16 protein-coding genes are annotated in these 20,618 nt (G+C 46.2%); 3 read left to right on the top strand and 13 right to left on the bottom strand.

Going from position 1 to position 20,618, the window contains the following annotated elements; genetic code table 11:
- The first annotated feature begins 291 nt into the window (after positions 1-291).
- Positions 292-1,668 carry an MATE family efflux transporter gene (locus RH85_RS07725; protein ID WP_006711654.1) on the top strand — a complete coding sequence of 459 codons (1,377 nt, stop codon included), beginning with the start codon at positions 292-294 and terminating at the stop codon, positions 1,666-1,668.
- A gap of 95 nt (positions 1,669-1,763) precedes the next feature.
- Here RH85_RS07725 and RH85_RS07720 read toward each other — a convergent pair whose 3' ends face one another.
- The gene (locus RH85_RS07720) at positions 1,764-2,525 is read right to left on the bottom strand and encodes a RecX family transcriptional regulator (protein WP_039948847.1); all 762 of its coding nucleotides are present in this window, start codon (positions 2,523-2,525) and stop codon (positions 1,764-1,766) included.
- Positions 2,526-2,653: 128 nt separating this feature from the next.
- A complete protein-coding gene (locus RH85_RS07715) occupies positions 2,654-3,217 on the bottom strand; it encodes a cysteine hydrolase family protein (protein WP_006711652.1) in 564 nt (187 codons plus the stop codon).
- A gap of 122 nt (positions 3,218-3,339) precedes the next feature.
- Here RH85_RS07715 and RH85_RS23805 point away from each other — a divergent pair, with 122 nt between their 5' ends.
- Positions 3,340-4,245 (top strand): GlxA family transcriptional regulator, encoded by a 906-nt coding sequence (locus RH85_RS23805; protein ID WP_160162456.1) that lies wholly within the window; start codon positions 3,340-3,342, stop codon positions 4,243-4,245.
- 123 nt (positions 4,246-4,368) lie between these two features.
- Here RH85_RS23805 and katE2 read toward each other — a convergent pair whose 3' ends face one another.
- Positions 4,369-5,799, bottom strand: coding sequence for a catalase KatE2 (gene katE2 / locus RH85_RS07705; RefSeq protein ID WP_006711649.1), 1,431 nt, complete (start codon positions 5,797-5,799; stop codon positions 4,369-4,371).
- 762 nt (positions 5,800-6,561) lie between these two features.
- On the opposite strand from katE2, the gene RH85_RS07700 reads away from it, so the two are divergent.
- Positions 6,562-7,725 carry an amino acid permease gene (locus tag RH85_RS07700; RefSeq protein ID WP_006711648.1) on the top strand — a complete coding sequence of 388 codons (1,164 nt, stop codon included), beginning with the start codon at positions 6,562-6,564 and terminating at the stop codon, positions 7,723-7,725.
- A 60-nt stretch (positions 7,726-7,785) separates the two neighbouring features.
- On the opposite strand, the gene tyrS is transcribed toward RH85_RS07700, so the two are convergent.
- The 10 genes from tyrS to RH85_RS07650 form a co-directional block, all read right to left on the bottom strand.
- Positions 7,786-9,048: a tyrosine--tRNA ligase gene (tyrS, locus tag RH85_RS07695; protein WP_006711647.1), complete on the bottom strand. Its 1,263-nt coding sequence runs from the start codon at positions 9,046-9,048 to the stop codon at positions 7,786-7,788.
- A gap of 104 nt (positions 9,049-9,152) precedes the next feature.
- Positions 9,153-9,944: a response regulator transcription factor gene (locus tag RH85_RS07690; RefSeq protein ID WP_006711646.1), complete on the bottom strand. Its 792-nt coding sequence runs from the start codon at positions 9,942-9,944 to the stop codon at positions 9,153-9,155.
- A gap of 441 nt (positions 9,945-10,385) precedes the next feature.
- Positions 10,386-11,801: an alginate export family protein gene (locus RH85_RS07685; protein WP_006711645.1), complete on the bottom strand. Its 1,416-nt coding sequence runs from the start codon at positions 11,799-11,801 to the stop codon at positions 10,386-10,388.
- A gap of 118 nt (positions 11,802-11,919) precedes the next feature.
- A complete protein-coding gene (locus RH85_RS07680; RefSeq protein ID WP_006711644.1) occupies positions 11,920-13,503 on the bottom strand; it encodes a PTS transporter subunit EIIC in 1,584 nt (527 codons plus the stop codon).
- A gap of 3 nt (positions 13,504-13,506) precedes the next feature.
- Positions 13,507-14,913 (bottom strand): Sapep family Mn(2+)-dependent dipeptidase, encoded by a 1,407-nt coding sequence (locus tag RH85_RS07675; protein WP_174269573.1) that lies wholly within the window; start codon positions 14,911-14,913, stop codon positions 13,507-13,509.
- Between the two features lie 59 nt (positions 14,914-14,972).
- Positions 14,973-15,668 carry a ribose-5-phosphate isomerase RpiA gene (gene rpiA / locus RH85_RS07670; protein ID WP_006711642.1) on the bottom strand — a complete coding sequence of 232 codons (696 nt, stop codon included), beginning with the start codon at positions 15,666-15,668 and terminating at the stop codon, positions 14,973-14,975.
- Complete coding sequence (gene tkt / locus RH85_RS07665) at positions 15,668-17,665, bottom strand: transketolase (protein ID WP_006711641.1); 1,998 nt, start codon at positions 17,663-17,665, stop codon at positions 15,668-15,670. Before tkt ends, rpiA begins: the two co-directional genes overlap by 1 nt.
- Before the next feature lie 14 nt (positions 17,666-17,679).
- Positions 17,680-18,633 carry a transaldolase gene (gene tal / locus RH85_RS07660; protein WP_006711640.1) on the bottom strand — a complete coding sequence of 318 codons (954 nt, stop codon included), beginning with the start codon at positions 18,631-18,633 and terminating at the stop codon, positions 17,680-17,682.
- On the bottom strand, positions 18,630-19,373 hold the full coding sequence (locus RH85_RS07655; protein ID WP_006711639.1) for an HAD family hydrolase: 744 nt from the start codon (positions 19,371-19,373) through the stop codon (positions 18,630-18,632). The genes tal and RH85_RS07655 overlap by 4 nt, the downstream gene beginning before the upstream one ends.
- Before the next feature lie 23 nt (positions 19,374-19,396).
- Positions 19,397-20,554 (bottom strand): iron-containing alcohol dehydrogenase, encoded by a 1,158-nt coding sequence (locus tag RH85_RS07650; protein ID WP_006711638.1) that lies wholly within the window; start codon positions 20,552-20,554, stop codon positions 19,397-19,399.
- Positions 20,555-20,618 lie beyond the last annotated feature (64 nt).

Raw genomic sequence — 20,618 nt, 5'->3', positions numbered from 1 at the left:
TTCTTAGTTCAGCCCGCGCTAAAAGCGGGAACACTAGTACAAGTGTTAGAAAACTATTTCATCAGTAGAAACGATATGTTCCTTATCTATCCGCCGGTGATTCACCGTAACGCCAGCTTGTCCGCGTTTATCGATTTTTTACAACAGTGGTTTAGCTCACCTCCTGTCGGGCGTTAACTTAGCCCAAATCATGACAAAAATTTTCTATTTTTGCCGCACAAGCAAAGGGATCAGTGTGCTTGCCGTTCAATGAACAAGCTCTTTTATACCTAAAACAAGGACGATAGGTTGATGAAGATTTACAAAAATATATTTACTCTGGCGGTGCCGATTGCCTTGCACAGCATGCTGTTTTCCTGCTTGGGGTTTGTTGATACCTATATGCTGGCCAAATTAGGCGGGGATACCATTGCTGCTGCAGGGATCGGGGCGAAAATTTTGTGGTTTGTGCTCAATCTTATTGTTGGCGTAGGCGGTGGAACAGCCATTTTTTGTGCTCAGTATTGGGGTGCCAAAGATCTCTTTGAACTGCACAAGATGATCCATATTGGGCTGTTTTATAGCGCGCTCACGGCAATAGCTTTAGTCCCTGTGCTCTATTTTTTTGCGCCCTCGATTGCAGGGCTGATGACTAACGACGATGCGATCATTGCATTGGCCAGTGGCTATTTAAAAATCACCGCGCTGACGATCGTCGTGAGCGCTTTCTCCGTGATTTGGAGTGCCGGCATGCGCGCTTTGCAAAAACCTAAAGTAGTGCTGTATCTATTTGTTGTGGAGTTGGTGCTCAACATCACTTTCAACTACTTGCTGATCTTTGGCTTCTGGGGGCTACCGGCGCTTGGTTTATTAGGTGCGGCTTGGGGAACACTGGCGGCTCGTTTGCTTTCCACCTTACTGTTTTTCGTCTATATCTATTACAAGCAGCCTTACCTGATGATCTCGATACATGTAGCCAAACAGACGTGCCATTGGACTGCGCATTCTACGTTTTTGAAAATCAGTCTGCCGATTATTGCTGGCGAGTTCATTTGGAGTGGCGGCGTGTTTATATACCACGCCATTTACGGAAATATAAGCACGACAGCATTGGCGGCGATCTCTATATTGTCACCTATTGAGGTGATGACTTCCGCATTAAGTTGGGGCTGTGCGGCGGCTGTCGGCATTCTGATTGGTGAAAAAATAGGAGCCGCGCAACAAAAAGAGCTCAACGATTATGTGACAGCTGGATTTATTTCTGCCATTTCTGTCGGGCTGCTTTTAGTCGGATTACTTTGGTTTAGTCGCCATGCGGTCTTAGGGCTATTTAGTGAGATTGAAGCCGATGTACAAACCATGCTCTATACCTTGTTCCCATTTGTGTTAGCCAGTATCTTTTTACGCTCTATTACGATGACGGCAATGTCGGGTATTTTAAAAAGCGGTGGCGATACGCAATTTACCATGAAGTTAGATTTCTGCGCACAATGGTTGGGCGCAGTTCCTCTTTCCTTGATCTTTGCTTTTTGGTTTCGTTGGCCTGTCGAAATGGTGATTTGCGCCGTGTTATTGGAAGAGGGCTTAAAGCTAATTCCAATCTTATATCGAATTAAAAGTGGCGCTTGGATAAAAAAACTGGCGAAAAGCACCAGCAAGGAAAGTCACAGCTTAGCGATAACATCATAAACGCTAGCAAGCCTGTCTCTTAGCATATATCTAAGCTATAGAGACAGGTGTTGACGGCGTCTTTAAACGTATTCTTCGCGCACAATCTCAAGCATTTATGAGCTCGCCTCACTCATGGCGAATTGGATCTCTTCCGATGAGAAACCTTTGCGCGATAACATCGCATACGCTTTGCTGCGCTCTTTATGGCTGCTTAAATCGTAGGATTTTTTTTCAAGTTGCTCCAAGCAAGCGCTGTAAAAATCGATTTGTTCTGCGTTAATTAATTTATCAACGAGGGCATCTAGCTCGGAGATATCGATCTTACGCTGACGTAATTCTTGACGAATCACTGTCATGCCCTTCCCTTTGCGGGCATATTTCAGCACCTCTTTTTCTAGATCGGCTTTTTCTGCTTTGATCTCAAGGTTGGTTTGCAGCTGAGGAAAACAGGCGTGTTGTTTAATCGCTTCGTTGACTTGAGCGTAGCTAAAGCCTCTTTTTTGCAAAGTGGCGACCAGCTTTTCTTTGCTCATATTGAACGCTTGATAATAGCCGTTGATTCGGTCGTTTAAAATTGTCTGCTCATCAATACGCAACTCATCTTTTACCTTTGCCACCGCGGCGCGAATCACCGTGTCGTCCAACCCTTTCTTTTTAAGTTTTTCAACAATGTACCCGCTGCCATATTCATTGAAAAATGAACGTTCCGCGAATTTCTCGGCAAACTCATTATCAGATTTAAGATAACCAAAGCCACGCAGTTTCTCCAAAGTTTCGGTAATCCACTCTTGATTGTCAGTCTTAACGCGAAGCTTGGAAAGCAGCTCACTTTCCGTCAGATCTTTCTGGCCTAGGTGCCACAATGCTGAGTTCATTACGCTTTCAATGCGCGTGGCTTTTCTCACTCGATTTTCTTCAGAATGCAAACTTTGCCCTCTCTGTTGGGGGATACCGTCAGAGTTTACACTAATCTCTCTTTGCTGAGCGCTCAATTGGCGCAGCATTAAGCCTCATTGTCGAAAGCGTGCGCAAGGACTTCTTCACAACTGGAGATCTTAGCGATGTTAGCAATCTCAGCTAGCGCGGTTACATGCACATTATCCGCGTCGATGGTTTGCCCCAAAATCGTGAGATCACAACTCGCACAGGCGTCATGTACGACTGTAGCCTGTAAACCATACTCCAAAGAAGCGCGTACCGTGCTGCTCACGCACATGTGCGTCATCATTCCAGCCACGATAATCTCCGTGACCTCAAGCGCTTGTAGAACGCTTTCCAGTTCGGTTTTGGCAAATGAATTGGGGTAATGCTTAATGATGACCTTCTCCGGTGCAACTGGTACCACACTAGGATGAATCTCTTGTCCTTTGGTGCCTTCTAACATGAATCCTAATGCCTCACTCGCGGCAAGATGTTGGACATGAATGACTGGTTTATTTTGTGCGCGAAAATGCTTAATTAACTTAGCGGCTTGGTGACTAGCAGCCTGCGGATTATGAAGCGGCATCGCGCCTCCCTCAAAGTAGTCGTTTTGAATATCAATAATGATGAGTGCTGTCTTTGTCATAGGGTCTCTCCTTTCAATGTTAGGGCTACTTTACAAGCTAGGCTTAGGCTTTATAATGACCAAATTGGACTTATTTAAGTCACTTATGGACATGATGGTTGATTTATATGAATGAGCGCAGTGTGAGTGTTGCCATCTTAGTGGCAGAAGGGTCAATGCCATCTGCGATTGCAGGAATTGAAGATATTCTATCCATCGCCAACCATCTTCACGGCCATACTATCTTTACGATAAAACAAATATCTGCTCACCAGATTGGCACCTCAGAGAGCTTTGATGTGGTATTCATTCCACCAGCGACTATGGGGATGACAGTCAAATTTGATGATAAAGTGATGCTCAATGCACTCACTTTATTACATCACTCTGGTGCCACTCTTGCCGCCAATTGCGCAAGTGTTTTTTGGCTTGCTCAGGCCGGATTACTTGACCTACGTTCAGCCACAACGCACTGGAAATTGTGCGACAAACTCAAAGAACAGTACCCACAAATAGTCGAAGTCAAAAAGCATCAAATGGTGGTAGATGAAGGGGCTATCATCACAGGTTCTGGCTTGTTTGCTTTCCAAGATGTGACCTTACATTTGATTGCTCGATATGCAGGATTCGAATTAGCCCGAGAAGTTGCCGATATGTGCTTGCTCGATTTCACCGGCCGGTTGCAAGCACACTACGAACGCTTTGTTCCCGATTATAGTCATGGCGATGAACTCGTGCTCAGAGCACAGAAATATTGTGAGGAAACGCCTTTGGCAGAGCAGTCCAATCAAGCCATGGCGCAGGTATGCTGTGTGAGTGAAAAGACGCTCACTCGTGCTTTCAAAAAAACTTACGGCTTACCCCTCAGCAGTATCGCTTACGCTTTAAAATGGACCTGGCCAAAAAAGAGATTAGCATTCATAAGGCGACCGTTGAGGAAGTGGCTTATCTGGTTGGCTATAATGATGTCAGTAACTTTTCCCGAGTATTCAAAAAGGTCGTTGGCATTACACCTTCAGAATACCGTTCACGCTAACAAAGAGAAGTGAGAATGCCGCAATCGCGCTGTTAGATAGAGCAACATTTTATTTAGGCGGCATTTATGTCTAGCAAAGAATCAAAAAAGGCGCTTACAGCGCCTTTTCATTTATATCATTTCTAATCGCGATACATTACATGCTAAGCGCTTGTTTCAAGCCGTCGCCGTAAGCTTGATCGGCTTGGTAGGCGTGGTCAATATGGCGCTGTTTGATGAAATCTGGCACACCATCCATTGCCCGAGCAGTGTTATCAAACAACACTTGTTGCTGCTCGGCATTCATCAGACGGAACAGATCACCTGCTTGGCTGAAGTAGTCTTCATCCACACGGTGGTCGTAATTCGCACCTTGACCGTTGATACGCAGCGGCGGCTCAGAGAAGTCTGGCTGCTCTGCCCATTCTTGCTGCGAGTTCGGCTCGTAACCAATAGTTGAACCAAAGTTACTATCGACACGCATTGCACCATCACGGTGGTAGCTGTGCACTGGGCAACGTGGCGCATTCACTGGAATTTGATGATGGTTAACACCCAAGCGATAACGTTGTGCATCCCCGTAAGCAAACAAGCGGCCTTGCAGCATTTTATCTGGCGAGAAACCAATACCCGGAACCACAGCGGCTGGGTTAAATGCAGATTGCTCAACTTCAGCGTAGAAGTTTTCAGGGTTGCGGTTTAGTTCAAACTCACCGACTGGAATGAGTGGGTAATCTTTTTGTGACCATACGCGAGTCAAATCGAATGGGTTGAAGCTGACTTCATCTGCTTCTAACTCAGGCATGATTTGTACGTACATTTTCCATTTAGGGAAATCTTGGCCCTCAATCGCTTCATACAAGTCGCGGTGATGACTTTCACGATCTTTACCACAGATGCTTTCGGCTTCTTGGTCGGTAATGTTTTTGATGCCTTGCTGAGTTTTGAAATGGAATTTAACCCAGTAACGCTCGTTATTCGCGTTGATGAAACTAAAAGTGTGGCTACCAAAGCCATGCATGTGACGGTAAGACGCAGGGATACCACGATCACTCATCACAATGGTCACTTGGTGGAAAGCTTCTGGCAGTGATGTCCAAAAATCCCAGTTATTGGTCGAGCTGCGCATATTGGTGCGCGGATCACGCTTAACCGCATGGTTAAGATCCGGGAATTTAAGCGGATCACGCAGGAAGAAGACTGGCGTGTTGTTGCCCACTAGGTCCCAGTTACCTTCTTCGGTATAAAACTTAAGGGCAAAACCACGGATATCACGTTCTGCATCCGCCGCACCACGTTCACCAGCAACCGTAGTAAAGCGAGCAAACATTTCGGTTTTTTTACCAATTTCAGAAAATATTTTTGCGCGGCTGTATTGGCTAATATCGTGAGTCACAGTAAAGGTACCGTAGGCACCCGAACCTTTAGCGTGCATACGACGCTCTGGGATTACTTCACGGTCAAAGTGTGCCAGTTTTTCTAAGAACCATACGTCTTGAAGTAGTTGAGGACCACGTGGGCCCGCCGTCATTACGTTTTGGTTGTGAGCAACCGGACAACCAGCAGCAGTGGTTAATTTCTTACTCATCGTATCTTCCTTCCAGAAATGATCATCGAATGTTTTTGGCATTGGCCTTGTTTTGATAGAAAGATAGCCCTGTAAGTCACTTTTACAAAACCGCTTATACTTATTAATTCAATAGGTTTTAGCTATGGTTTAATCACTTGTGAAAGCAAGCGCCCAATTAGGTAAATTGCATTCATCTGCCATATTAAACTTGGCGCACACCGTAATATTTATCTATTAATTAAGATAAACGGGTAGGAGGATTACAGTGACTGTGGGATTTTCATTTCATCATCAAAACATTGCCTCTCGAAACGCTACTTTGCCAATCGGAAAATGGCATGATTGACTGGCACACATTCCTAATATCGCGGCCAATTAACCCTGAGGTTTCGCATGACCCCACACCATAAAGCGAAATTCAGCTCATTTTTGTGCTCAAGGAGGTAATTTTTACATCCAACTCATTTGGTTATTTATCCGTAACGATAAATAAATCTAATCCAAAAGAATCGTACGCTAACTTTTACCCCTCTCTGTTCGTTTCGATTTGCGCAAAAAAACAACCTAAATCAATCTAATTTAACTGGTCAGATCGGTATTTTCCTTATGATAGGAAGCTAAAACCCCATGTATAACGGGCAGTTCACGCCTTTTTAGAATATTTATTCCACAAGATAAAAAATTTCTATGCGGTATTTACTGATTTATTTGTTAGTCTTGGCAAATAAATTTTACACGTTGTTCTGAAATTATTTTCAGTAGGGGTCTTTTCTTTTGAATATGAAACTGTTTGGCAGTTCCTTAATCTTATCTGGAACCGCATTAGGCGCAGGAATGTTGGCAATTCCAATGGTATTGGCGCAATTTGGCTTTTTCGTCAGTGCAGCCTTGATGATTGTCATCTTCCTTGGCACAACATACTCTGCCCTACTGCTCGCAGAAGCGTGCACCAAAACCCAAGAAAGCACGGGTATGAGCAGCATCGCGTACTTCACGCTCGGTCGTAACGGCAAGCACTTCATCAACGTTTTGTTCTACCTTTTACTGGCTTGCTTATTGATTGCTTACATCATCGGCATTGGTGACTTGCTGCACAGCATGTTGCTTGAAGTGGGTTTTGACGTATCGCCAGTGGTTGGTTACACCTTGTTCAGCCTCGTTATGGGCTTAGTGGTGGTTGCCGGCAAGTCATACATCGATAAGCTTAATCGCGGCTTGTTCATCTTGATGGTTATCATGCTGTTTGTGGTAATTTTTTCTCTCATGAACAATATCCAATGGGATTACCTCAGCCAAGAAAGCAACTTCTCTGGTAGTGATGTGGTGCAATACAGTGCCGTGATTTTTACCAGTTTCGCCTCTATGGTTGTTATCCCATCTTTGGTCAGTTACAACCAAGGCGCGTCAGAAAAGCAAATCCGTAATATGGTCTTGCTCGGTTCTATCATTCCGCTTGTGTGCTACCTCACTTGGTTATTTGCGGTTATTGGTAACTTAGGTGTTGAGGCTGTCAGCCAGTTTGAAAACATTTCGCAGTTAATTGCGGCTTTCGGTGGCGAAGCGAAGTTACTTAAAGCGGTTGTCGCTATCTTCTCTGCATTGGCGCTAATCACATCGTACCTTGGTGTCTCTATGGCGCTGTATGACCAAAACAAAGATGCTATCACTAGCAATACTCCCATTGCCTATGGCTTAACGTTTGTCTTCCCTCTAATCTTAGCAACGCTGTTCTCAAATCAATTTGTGAGCATGTTGGATTACGCGGGGATGGTATTGGTGTTCTTAGCGATTTGGGGCCCATTAGCGATGGTTGTACAAGTACGTAAACCAGATTTTGCCCACGCCAAGCTGGAGCAAACCTACACGGCTGGTGGTGGCCAGCCCGCGTTAGCTGCGACCTTCATCTTCGGCGCGCTGATTTTTATCTCTTGGTTTATGGGCTAAACACCTTTGTGCCAATACGAAAAAGAGAGCCTTACGGCTCTCTTTTCCTATTTATTCCAATCACGATTTGGTGATCAATCTAAATTGCTTCTTGCCTCTTTGCACAATCCAAAATTGATCAAACAGTGGAAAACCAAGCGATTCATTAAGACCACTGACTCGTTCTCCGTTAATTCTGATCGCTTGATTTTCGATATGCTCACGCGCAATACGATTTGAGCTTGCCAAACCACTCTCAACCAGCAGGTGAGCAATACTTATTTCACTCTCCTCGATCGTCGTCACCTCTAAACCATCCAACGCAAGCTGCTTTAATTCAACAAGACTTAATTGTTGTACATCACCACTAAATAGCGCTTGGGTAATACGCTGAGCGGCTGACAACCCCTCTGAGCCATGTACAAATTGAGTCAACTGCTCTGCGAGAACTTTCTGCGCTATCGGCTTACCTTGTCGCGCTTTATCTTGCTCTTCAATCGCATCAATCTCTTGATTCGTTAAGAAAGTGTAGAAGCGTAAGAAACGGTACACATCGCAATCATCGACACTCAGCCAAAATTGGTAGAAGGAATAAGGTGATGTCTTTCGCGGATCAAGCCAGACTGCCCCGCCTTCTGTTTTCCCAAACTTGGTGCCATCGGATTTGGTGATGAGAGGTAGGGTTAAGCCATACACGGTTTCGCCATTGAGACGACGTGTTAAATCAATCCCACTAACAATATTGCCCCATTGGTCATTTCCGCCAATTTGAATTCGGCAACCAAAGCGGCGATTCAGCTCAACAAAATCATACGATTGCAACAAGGAATAACTAAATTCAGTAAAGGATAAACCCTGCTCGGGACGCAAGAGTCGCTGCTTTACCGACTCTCGATTGATCATCGCATTGACTGAAAAATGCTTGCCGACATCTCGGAAAAAATCGAGTATTTGCATCGGGCCAAGCCAATCGGCGTTGTTTTGCAAGGTTAATGGCTTATCAAGGTGAGGCTGCATAATGGTACTGATCTGATGAGAAAGAGCATCAACCCATTCTTGCACCGTATCTTTGCCATTCAGCGTGCGTTCTGACGCTTTAAAGCTAGGGTCACCAATCAGGCCTGTCGCTCCGCCAATCAGAGCAACAGCACTGTGCCCTGCATCTTGAAAGCGTTTTAGCATGATCAAAGGCACCAAGTGGCCAATATGCAAGCTGCCAGCGGTTGGATCGAAACCGCAGTAAACGGTTTGAGGTGTGGTTAGTAATTCAATCAGATCGTCTGGCTGGCTGATTTGCGACACCAGACCTCGTTGAGTAATGTTTTCGATAAGTTGCTGCGGCATTGTTCTCTTCTCTTCAGTTTGCAGCAAACAATGCTAATAACATTAAGAGCGTTGAACGATATCCCTAAAGGGATAGAAAACCCATTTATCAAGCCAAGCAGCTTTTATTCATGGGTGATCAAGTGATTTAAAAACAGTTGGAACAGCTCATTTAAAGAACCCACTTTGAGCTGAGCGTAGATTTTCTTACGATGATTTTTAACCGTGCCCACAGTGATAGCTAAGTGATCCGCGATATCTTGCGTAGAAAAACCCTGCACCAAAAACATAGTGATCTCTTTTTCCCGTTGGGTCAGACAGCCTTGGCCAAAATTCGTCAGTGCTTGTTGCACTGTCTGCGCCATATTGGTCTGCTTAGAGTGCGCCAACAATAATTCATCTCTTAGCCAATGCTGTTTGCACAGCGCTTTAAGCAATGAATAGCGTTGCTCTAAGTGACTTTTTTGCTGCACAGAAAAGTGTCGTTCAGAATGGATATAACCAAGATAGATCGCCACCCAACGCGAGTCATCAATCGCCACGACAATACTCAATTCATCTTTCCAACCGGTTTGAGTATAAAAAGCGCGCTGATAATCTTTGTATTCTTGTTCGTTGTTGATCACATCACTTAAGCGATATACCCCATCATTGGCCTGTTGAGCGGACGCGACATAAAAAGGGTCATGCAAAAAGGAATTGGTTAAGTAGCGCTGAAAAAGCAATTCTCTCTGAGTATCAATGGAATCATACAGATAAATCGGTCGTTTACCGTCACGATAACCAAGGATCACAGCACAATCAAAATCAATCATATCGCTCAATAACGCCATCAAACGCTGACTAAATTGCACGCTATTGATGGATTCAATGCAGGCAGTGATTAAATCATATTCGACAGATTGCTCTTGTTTCATCCTGCTTCCTTAAACATCATTCTTTCTCAATCGGCGCGAGAAGTTCGGGTGAGCACAAATCATCTCAATAGATTGATGATGAATCGCCTTGTCGACACTTCAGGGTCGCCACAATTTGCGATCTTGGCTCGTTAACTCAGTATGATAAATCAAACGTCGCCGCTGTTAGTATTGTTTAATGTCGACAATTAAAAAGCCGTAAACAAAAAAAGCCCAGTGATATCACTGGGCAAACGTTTTAAACCATGGTTTTGAACACACGGGTTTTAAACGACAGATTTGAACTTGGAAAAGGCCAAGTATAGGACGGACTAAATTGAAGACCCTCGCAGCGATAACGACTATGTGGCTTAGGCCACCAGCAACTTATCGAGATTAAGGGGGACGCTCGCCCTAGCGCACGAGGGAGATACTGCGAGGGCAAGCGTGATACAACTTTGACTAGAAGTTGTAAATCAATGCCAGTTCAATACGAGCAATGTCTTTGCTATCAGGGCTGACGACGTCATCAGTGTAGTCACTTGCCAGTGCGTAGTAGGTATTCACTTCGCTCTTCAAGTTCGGCGTTAGATAGTTATGGAATTGCAGGTAGAACTGGGTGTAAGCGTATTTCTCATCCGAGTCTGCGCCATACAATACATCTTGGTTCAAGGTATAGATTGCATCTTCGGGGTTGGCACGCCAAGTCGACATGAAACCAGTAATGATGCTTTGTTTTGGCATGTACTCAATCACAGAGTAGCCACCAAATTGCATCGCGTTACCATAAGCACCATCGTGAGCGAAACCGAGCGGGTCTCCGGTCCACAATGGGTTAAAGGTGTTTACTTTATCGCTGTTCTTATCAGAGCCTGACGCGTAATGCAGATTGATACCCACACGGTAGTTCCAATCGGCCTTCCAGTTGTAGTTTAGATCGGCGTAGGCCATGTATGCTGAGATATCTTTACCCGCTTGATCACCAAACTGGTAGATACCATCAACCATGTAACCAAAACCTTCGCTAACAAAATCGTGCGCATGTAAGCCCAGCACTTGGATGTCTACGTCACCATGAGGCGCGTTAACAAAGCTTGAGTTTGTGAGCTCATTGCTCATCACGTAGGCTTGCATGGCACCAAAGCTGGTACGCCAGTTGGCAAATAAACCGGTCGATTTTTTACCGTTGGTTTTATCGTCCCAGTTACCGCTCCAATCTTTGTCACCACGAACAGGGAAGATTTCTTCACCGTAGTACGCATCAAAGTTGATCCCCGCGACTTTGTACTTAGCTGAAATTGCATTCCAACTGTTTTGTACTGGCGTCGGTTCGCGGTTCATCATTTGCCATTCGTTAAGGTAAATCTCTTGGCGACCAAGACGTGTACTCAAGAACTGCTCACCATCATCGAGCAGCTTGAATTCCGCAAACAATTGATGGAAGTCAGTACCGGCATCATCGACTGGACCTGGGTTATCTAAGTTGGTGTAGTTAGTGCGGATCTCACCGTATAGACGCACCCAATCTTGGTAGGTGACATCGGTAGCGAACTGCAAACGTGAGCGCAGTTCATTATGTTTACGCACTTCAGGATCGTACATGTGGTTCCAACGGTTGTCGAAAGTCGCTTTCATATTACCGGAGAAAGAAACCTTCCAATCACCATCTTCAGAGATATCTAAACGTTTCAATTTCTCAGAGAAGCTTTTGTCATCTTCTGCAATATTGTCGACATATGACCAGTCTTCATTCGCACGGTCGCCCCAGAAAACGATTGGGCTACGTTCAGGCCATGTTGGGGTTGTGTCTGCCGCATGTAGAACTCCAGAAACACAGACTGCCAGCAATGATAATGAACACTTTGTTATGGTTTTCATGATTCAAATTTCCATATTTTGGGTACAGAGATCCCGTCCTGTGACTTGTGGTCACAGGCGGGAAGCTTTTGTTTTAGTTATATTTGTAGGGTGTTGCGAGATGCCTAAGAATCAATCCTTATGAATCGATACCGAGTGCGTCTTTGAGGCCTGAAGCAATGGTGATGACGTTTGCGCCGTAAATAACTTGGATACCTTTTGGCATGCGAACCACACCAATAGCATTAAGCTCTTTTTTCCAAACATCATCGCTTGCTGCAAGCGATTCGTCGTGCAGTGACACACGTAGACGTGTAGCACAATTAGAGATGTTTTCGATGTTATCCGCACCGCCCAGGGCATCGATAATCGCCACTGGTAGACCCGCTGTGTCTTGTTTCTGTTTCTTCTTGAAATCGTCTTTTGAGTACAGTGCGATATCTGCACCGTCGTCATCTTCACGACCCGGCGTTTTCGCATCGAACTTCAAGATGAAGAACTTGAATGTGTAGAAGTAAATCACGAAGTACAAAGGAACAATCCATAGTAGTGCCCATGCGTGTACTTTTTCAGGTTGCAGTAGGTTTGGCACCATGAACAGCAACTGGTTACCGTGGATAGAGACACCGAACATTTCTGTAATGACGTAAGCAAGACCGTTTAGTGGCACGTGCACAGCAAAGAACAAGAATGGTTGAACGAATAGGAACGTGTACTCTAGTGGTTCAGTAATACCGATAACCGCAGCGGTAAAGACTGCTGGTACCATGATTGCTGCCACTTTCTTACGGTTCTGAGTTTTCGCCGTCACATACATTGCGTACGCCGCACCCGTTAGACCACCAATTTGAATTGGAATACGGCCGCTGGTGAAGTTGTGCGTGATGTAACCGGTTGCGTCTGGCGAGCTCATTTGACCGTTCATAATGTTACGAACACCTTCGTAAACCACGCCGTCAATTTCCATTACGCCGCCCACACGAGTGTACTCAATTGGGAATGCAATAAGGTGGTGTAGACCGAACGGAAGTAGGCCTTTATCAAACACACCAAATAGGAATGATCCGAAAATACCAGAGCTAGTGATTAGCGTTGTGATGGATTGCAAACCGCCTGCAATTGGTGGCCATGCATAGTAAACAAACAATGCAATAGGCATGATGGCGAAGTAAGCAAAGATCACAACCGCGCGAGGGCCAGAAAAGAAACTTAACAGTGCTGGCATCTCAAACTTGTAGTAACGGTTATGAATCCACGCTGTGATACAACCAACTAAGATACCGCTGAAGATACCCATGTTGTAAGCGAAGATGCCTAGCGACTCACCCCAAAGTGAATTGAAGTTTTGCGCTGCTACTTTGTCGTAGCCCGCTTCCATTAGTGCTGCAACGCTAGTCGATTCTTGCGTCCAACCGTGGTAAGCCGCAATCGAGCCAATCGCTACGTTGAAACACATAAACATGGTAAAGCCAGTAAACGCGGCCCAACCTTTTTCAGATTTTGCCAACGCAAATGCTAAACCAATAGCGAAGAATGGTGGTAGGTTACGCATTACCATCAAACCAAGATCCAGCATCAGTTTGAAGAATGCGAAAATAACAGAGTCGTGCGATGCCATTTGGTTAACAACGCCGGCGCCTATCCCGATAAAAATACCTGCGATTACTAGGACGATGATCGAAACCATCATACCGCCAGCAAGTGCTTGAACCTTATCTCTCATAATTTACTCCTGAAGTGATATGAGAACTTTCACGTATATCGTTATTGCTTTTATTAGCGACTCTAGATTGAGCTGTTCATTAGGCTCGTGAACGAAAGTCGCTTCTCCAGGGAAAGTAGGTCCGAATGCCACCCCATACTCCAACGCGCGCGCATACGAAGCTGCGCCTTTGCTAAAGCATTGTGCGTCCATTCCTGTGACGTCGGAATAAGCTTTCCCCATCGTCTGGATAAGGGCACTTTCGGGTGAGAGGTAAGATAGAGGTAGGTACTGATGCTCGATAAAGTTCACGCCAGCTTGTTGGGATAAAGCGAGCAATTGGGTACGAACTTGTTCGATTGTCAGGCCTTTAGGAAACCGAAAATCAAAATCCAAATTGTAACCACGCGAATCCAAGTTAATCGCTGAAACACAACTGGTGGTTGTGCCCATTTCATTATCTTGGTGGCTTAAACCTAATTTCGAACCATCATGACTCTTTGTAAATTGGGAGTTTAACAAAGCGATCAAGTGAGCCGAATTGGCGTCTAAACCCTCGACATGGCGCATAACTTCAACAAACTTGTCCATACAGTTGTCGACTTTATGCGGATTGCGGGATTTCTCCCACGGCGTTGATAACTCAACACGACAGTGTGACTCTTGATAAGTCACCTCGGCAAAAGAGCCAAATTGCTGCGCAACTTCTACCGCTTTGACGCCTGCTATTTCAGCAATTAAGTGGTGGCACGTGGATGTTCTGTCACGCTCACTCACTAAACTTTTGATCTGGCAAGAGCCTGGTTCGCTAGAGAAAGGAAACTCCCTCTCCAACGTTGCATACAGAATACCTTTTTCACCATTGACGATTGGGAAGTCGCCGTCTGGAGAAAAGCCATAATCTGGCTGCGGATTGTGTTTAAAATAATGCTCAACACATTCCCAAGTTGTCTCTTCAGCACCACCGATGATCACGCGGATCTTTTTATTTAGTGGTACCTCAAGGTCTTTAAACAACTTGAGGATGTATAGACTGGCCAGCAAAGGCCCTTTATTGTCGGTAACGCCTCGACCAAAAAGCATATTGCCTTCACGCGTCATTTGATACGCGGAGGTATGCCACTGGCTGTCATCACCTGCTGGCACCACATCAACATGGTGCAGCAAGGCGATTTCTTGATCACCTTGGCCAACACTGATATCCAGTGCATAGCCTTGGTGATCGCGCACTTCTAACCCTTGTTTTTCCGCAAATTCAATTAAGTAATCAAATGCTTGGCGAATCGGCTGACCAAAAGGAGCAAGCTCACCTTTGGTCGCTAAATCACGTACAGACGGAATCGCAATCAGACCAGATAAATCATTGAGAAATTCATCAATATGGCAATCAAGATACTCGATAAATACACTGGAAAACTTGCTATCCATCATGTTTATTCCTTAATTCACGCAGTACAAACAGGGTTATTGATAAAGTTGTTATCAGGGTCTCATTTTAGAGATAACCAACGCACACCAAGATGGTTAGAGAAGGCCATATGCTTCGCAGGACACTGAGCAAAAATACCGTTTCCCACCACGCCTGGAATGGCGTTTAAACGCATTTCCAGCTCAGCAGGCTCACTCATATCAAGGCCTGCGACATCTAAAATGATGTTGCCGTTATCGGTAATACAGCCATCACGTTGGATCGGTTTACCGCCCATCGCTTGCAGTGCTAATACCACTGGTGTTTTCGCGGCTGGTAGAATCTCGATTGGCAGAGGGAACTTGCCTAGGAACTCCACCAAACGGCCTTCATCAGAGATGGTGATAAAGCAATCTGCCATGCACGCAATCACTTTCTCGCGCCCCAGCGCTGCGCCACCGCCTTTGATGGTAATGCCATTGCTTAGGCCTTCATCGATACCGTCAACATAGAAGTCAACGCGATCGCAATCGGCTAACGCCACTTCTTTCAAACCCGCGGCTTGAATCGCTTTGGATGAACGTTCAGAGCTGGAAACACAGTGCGCAAATTCCACGTCCGATTGTGCCAATAGCTGAACGAAAACTTCCGCGGTTGCGCCAGTGCCAATACCGATAACCGTCTCTGCGGTGATAGTTTGCGTAATATGGTTTAAGGCTGCCGAAGCAGCCTTAACTCTTACGCATTCATCCGCTGTATTAGAGATGAATGATTCCATTATTTTTGCTCCATCAACGTATTGGCTGTATCCACCACGTTCGCCACGGTGAAGCCAAACATTTCAAATAGTTGCTCAGCAGGAGCTGACTCACCAAAGGTCGTCATGCCGATGATCTTGCCTTGTAAACCCGCATACTTGTACCAGTAGTCAGCAATGCCCGCTTCAATCGCGATACGTTTGGTCACGTTGGCTGGCAGCACTTGCTGTTGGTATTCGGCGCTTTGGGCGTCAAACACATCGGTTGCAGGCATAGAAACAACGCGACAACGGATGTGGCTCAGTTGCGCCTGCGCTTCCATCGCTAAGGTCACTTCTGAACCCGTGGCGATCAGGATCAGCTCTGGTTCACCGTCGCAATCTGACAGGATGTAACCACCTTTCGCCACATTCGCTAGTACCGCCTCATCACGTGGGTATTGCACTAAGTTTTGACGCGAGAAAATCAGCGACGTTGGACCATCTTTACGTTCAATGGCTGACTTCCATGCCACAGCCGCTTCCACCTGATCACATGGACGCCATGTACTCATATTTGGTGTTAAACGTAGCGATGCGATTTGCTCAACCGGTTGGTGCGTAGGGCCATCTTCACCCAAGCCAATCGAATCGTGAGTGTATACAAAGATGCTGCGTTGCTTCATCAGCGCTGCCATACGCAGTGCGTTACGAGCGTATTCCATAAACATCAGGAACGTGCCGCCGTAAGGGATAAAGCCGCCATGCAAGGTAATGCCATTCATCATCGCTGACATGGCAAATTCACGTACGCCGTAGCTGAGGTAGTTACCCGATGCATCTTGCGCAGTGATCGCTTTAGAACCAGACCAGTTAGTTAGGTTAGAAGGGGTTAAATCCGCCGAACCACCGAGGAACTCAGGTAACGTTGGACCGAACGCTTCTATCGCATTTTGTGACGCTTTACGCGTGGCGATGGTTGCTGGATTCGCTTGCAGTGTTTTGATGAAATCATCGCTGATCTGCGCCCAGTTTTCTGGCAATTCGCCGTTTACGCGACGTTTAAATTCTGCGGCTAACTCTGGGTAAGTGCTTTGGTATTCAGCAAAGCGATTGTTCCATTGTGCTTCTGCATTTTTGCCCGCAGCTTTGCCATCCCATGCTTGGTAAATGTCATGTGGGATCTCAAACGGAGCGTATTTCCAACCAAGGTTTTCGCGCACCAATGCCACTTCTTCTTCACCAAGCGGTGAGCCGTGACAGTCATGGCTTGCCGCTTTGTTTGGCGAACCGAAACCAATAATGGTTTTGCAACAAATCAGCGTTGGTTTGCCCGTTTCCGCTTGCGCTTCCAAGATCGCTTTGCGAATCGCTTCGGCATTATGGCCATCAACACCCGCAATCACATGCCAGCCGTACGCTTCAAAACGTTTTGGCGTATCGTCAGAGAACCAACCTTCAACATGGCCGTCAATTGAAATGCCGTTGTCATCCCAAAACGCCACCAGCTTGCCTAAGCCAAGTGTTCCTGCGAGTGAACACGCTTCATGAGAGATACCTTCCATCATGCAGCCGTCACCCATAAACACGTAAGTGTGGTGGTCAACAACGTTGTGACCTGGGCGGTTAAATTGCTCCGCCAGTACTTTCTCCGCCAACGCCATACCAACGCCGTTGGTGATGCCTTGACCTAATGGACCAGTGGTGGTTTCAATACCCGGCGCGTAGCCATATTCAGGGTGACCCGCGGTTTTTGCATGCAGCTGACGGAAAGACTTAATGTCTTCCATGCTAAGATCGTAACCCGTTAAATGCAGCAAGCTGTAGATCAGCATTGAGCCATGACCATTGGATAGAATGAAACGGTCGCGATCAGCCCAATTAGGGTTAGTTGGGTTGTGCTTTAGAAAATCGCGCCAAAGCACTTCAGCGATATCTGCCATCCCCATTGGCGCACCCGGGTGGCCAGATGCGGCTTTTTGTACGGCGTCCATGCTCAGAACGCGAATAGTATCGGCTAATTTATTACGTGAAATCATGTGGTTCATATTCCTTACAGACGCGCTTCAATCATGGCTTCAAGTTTGCCTTGGTCGACAGCAAAATTGCGGATACCTTCAGAGAGCTTTTCCGTTGCCATTGGGTCTTGGTTCATTTCCCAACGGAATTCCACTTCTGTCATCGCCGTTGGTGCCGCTTGAATCGTGTCACGAACAGCAAATAGCGTTTGTTCAATTTCGCCTTCTTGCGCCGCAAGTTGATCGAGAATCGCAGGACCAATGGTTAGGCGATCACAACCAGTTAGCGCCAACACTTCTTCCGCGTTGCGAAAGCTCGCGCCCATCACGACGGTGTTGTAACCGTGGTCTTTGTAGTAGTTGTAGATTTGAGATACTGACACCACGCCCGGATCTTCATGTGGTAGGTACTCTTTTTTATCGGTGTTGGTTTTGAACCAATCAAGAATGCGGCCCACGAATGGGGAGATGAGGAATACGCCAGCTTCAGCACACGCTTTGGCTTGGGCAAAGTTAAACAGCAGCGTTAGGTTGCAGTTGATACCCTCTTTTTCTAGCACTTCTGCGGCGCGAATGCCTTCCCACGTCGAAGCCAGTTTGATCAAGATACGCTCTTTGCCAACGCCTGCTTCTTGATACATGGCGATCAATTTGCGCGCTTTTACTAGGCTTGATTCTTTATCGAATGAAAGGCGAGCATCGACTTCAGTTGAAATACGACCCGGAACGGATTTTAAAATTTCCACACCGATGTTTACCGCCAGTTTGTCACCCGCATCAATGATCTGCTGTGCTTTATCTGCGCTTTGCTTTTTCGCCCACTCGATCGCATCAACGATTAAGTGATCATACTGTGGCATTTCCGCCGCTTTAAGTACCAATGAAGGGTTGGTGGTCGCATCTTCCGGTTGGAAGGCAGCAATCGCGTCAATGTCACCGGTATCGGCAACGACTGTGGTGTACTTTTTCAGTTGTTCTAATTTATTCATTGTTCTATCTCGATAAGTTGAATTATCAATTGCGCTAGCGATAGCTGACTCATCGATGACAGCACCAAATTGGCGTGCGATACATCAAGGTGTTGAGTCAGTAGGTTGGTTACCGCAACCGTTGAAATACCTGCCGATCGAGCCGCGGTGATCCCTGGAGGAGAGTCCTCAAAGACGATGGCTTGATGGGCAGAAACTCCCAGCTTTTTGAGGCTTTCTAAGTAGATATCTGGCTGTGGCTTACGACGTTCTAAAGCAATCTCTTCTGCGCCCGTAAAGCAATCAAAGTAATGATCGAGCCCGAGACGCTTTAGAATTGGCATGTAGTGTTCGTATTCAGAACTGGTGGCTAACGCCATCTTAAGCTGTGCTTTTTTGGCTGCATCGAGGTAACCTCGAACGCCGTCTCGCTCGGAGATATGAGCGATGAGTTGGTAGGCAATCTCTAACACTTGATCACGAATTTCGTTATCAGTGCAATCGTAGCCTGTGCTTTGACGATAGAGCTGATAAAGGGCGGTTGCTGGCGCTGAGTTCCCAACTAGGCCAGCAACCTGGAGTGGCGAAACATCCACACCGTATGGTTTTAACAAAGCTTCCCAGGCTTTGTACATACAGCTTTCTGTATCGACTAATAGACCATCGAAATCGAAGATTAACGCTCTGATTTTGCCGCAGTTCATGTCCTCTCGTTCCACATTCTCTGCTGCGCATTTCATCAAGCTAACTCCGTTTTCCATGTTCTCATCTCCGTTTCACTCTGTTATGCCAAGCTGGCGCGCAGAATGGTTTTCATTTCGTCACCGCTGGTAAGCGGTAGGTTGAAGCAAAATGCAGGCTCAAGAGCTGCGACATCTTCTTCGGTTACGCCAACTTGCGTCAGGTTATGCTCTAAGCCAATTTGCTGTAAAAACGTCACCATGTGCGCAGCCAGTGATTGAGCTTTTTCTTCAGTGCTTCCCACGGCACCAAATAACTCCGCCACTTTGGCATAACGCTCTGGCTGTTTACGCCATTGCAGTTGAACATAAGCTGGGTAGACCACCGCCAACGTTAAGCCGTGTGGCAAGTTGGTTTTGCTACTACCTAAAATTTCACCCAGTGGATGTGGTGCACCTGCACCGCCATTCGCCAGCGAAATACCACCAAGGGTATCGGCTGTCGCTAATCGACAACGACCTTCAAGATCAGAACCGTTAGCCACCACATGTGGTAGGTTTTCAACCACCAGCTTCATTGCTTCTAGCGCTAGGCTATCCACCAATGGTGATGGTTTTGTTCCAGTGTATGATTCAAACGCATGCGAAAAAGCATCAAAACCGGTCATTGCTGTCATGCGCGGTGGCAGAGTTAGCATCAACTCAGGGTCAATGATCGCTTCACATGGGTAAAACTCTGGATGGAACAAAGTCAGTTTTGAGTGACTTTCTAAATCAGTAATCACCGCTGCATGCGTGACTTGCGAACCGGTACCTGACGTGGTTGGAATCGCAATTAATGGCACGGTAGCGGCTGGTAGTGCTTTAACGTCACCAAATGGCGAATCGTAATTAGCAAACCAATGTGCCCAATCGATGGTTTCAACATTCATCGTTGCTGCAATGATTTTCGCCGTATCGATCGATGAGCCACCGCCGATAGCAAGTACCACATCACAGCCAGCAGCAACACCAACTTGGCGACCAAGTTCAACAACGGTTGTTGGTGGGTTTGGTACCACGCCATCAAAGTGAGTCACTTCGATTTGTTGCTCAGCAAGTAGCGCAAAAATGCGCTCATAAGCAGGTTTTACTGCATCAAAAATAGGTTCCGATACCACAAGGCAGCGGCGGCCGTATTGTGCAACCATTTGACCAATTTGGTTCACATTGCCCGGGCCAAAGCTCAGCTTAGTCGGTTGGTAGTGATTGAAATGTGTCATGGTAAATCCTTGATTGGTGCCGAGCCGGAGCATATTGAGGGTGATTCAGCTCGACACCGTTTTT

Source organism: Vibrio ichthyoenteri ATCC 700023 (genome assembly GCF_000222605.1).
In the GTDB taxonomy this organism is placed as follows: domain Bacteria; phylum Pseudomonadota; class Gammaproteobacteria; order Enterobacterales; family Vibrionaceae; genus Vibrio; species Vibrio ichthyoenteri.
The sequence above is the reverse complement of the archived record's forward strand: the minus strand, read 5'-3'. Positions and strand labels throughout refer to the sequence as shown.

What these genes read in the sequence shown, in the direction of transcription:
- RH85_RS07715 (WP_006711652.1), bottom strand. Translation starts at nt 3,217, where the DNA reads ATGACAAAGACAGCACTCATCATTATTGATATTCAAAACGACTACTTT.
- RH85_RS07680 (WP_006711644.1), bottom strand. Translation starts at nt 13,503, where the DNA reads ATGAGAGATAAGGTTCAAGCACTTGCTGGCGGTATGATGGTTTCGATC.
- tkt (WP_006711641.1), bottom strand. Translation starts at nt 17,665, where the DNA reads ATGATTTCACGTAATAAATTAGCCGATACTATTCGCGTTCTGAGCATG.
- RH85_RS07650 (WP_006711638.1), bottom strand. Translation starts at nt 20,554, where the DNA reads ATGACACATTTCAATCACTACCAACCGACTAAGCTGAGCTTTGGCCCG.
- RH85_RS07720 (WP_039948847.1), bottom strand. Translation starts at nt 2,525, where the DNA reads ATGAACTCAGCATTGTGGCACCTAGGCCAGAAAGATCTGACGGAAAGT.
- RH85_RS07725 (WP_006711654.1), top strand. Translation starts at nt 292, where the DNA reads ATGAAGATTTACAAAAATATATTTACTCTGGCGGTGCCGATTGCCTTG.
- RH85_RS07675 (WP_174269573.1), bottom strand. Translation starts at nt 14,913, where the DNA reads ATGATGGATAGCAAGTTTTCCAGTGTATTTATCGAGTATCTTGATTGC.
- katE2 (WP_006711649.1), bottom strand. Translation starts at nt 5,799, where the DNA reads ATGAGTAAGAAATTAACCACTGCTGCTGGTTGTCCGGTTGCTCACAAC.
- tyrS (WP_006711647.1), bottom strand. Translation starts at nt 9,048, where the DNA reads ATGCCGCAGCAACTTATCGAAAACATTACTCAACGAGGTCTGGTGTCG.
- RH85_RS07690 (WP_006711646.1), bottom strand. Translation starts at nt 9,944, where the DNA reads ATGAAACAAGAGCAATCTGTCGAATATGATTTAATCACTGCCTGCATT.
- RH85_RS07685 (WP_006711645.1), bottom strand. Translation starts at nt 11,801, where the DNA reads ATGAAAACCATAACAAAGTGTTCATTATCATTGCTGGCAGTCTGTGTT.
- tal (WP_006711640.1), bottom strand. Translation starts at nt 18,633, where the DNA reads ATGAATAAATTAGAACAACTGAAAAAGTACACCACAGTCGTTGCCGAT.
- rpiA (WP_006711642.1), bottom strand. Translation starts at nt 15,668, where the DNA reads ATGGAATCATTCATCTCTAATACAGCGGATGAATGCGTAAGAGTTAAG.
- RH85_RS07655 (WP_006711639.1), bottom strand. Translation starts at nt 19,373, where the DNA reads ATGGAAAACGGAGTTAGCTTGATGAAATGCGCAGCAGAGAATGTGGAA.
- RH85_RS07700 (WP_006711648.1), top strand. Translation starts at nt 6,562, where the DNA reads ATGAAACTGTTTGGCAGTTCCTTAATCTTATCTGGAACCGCATTAGGC.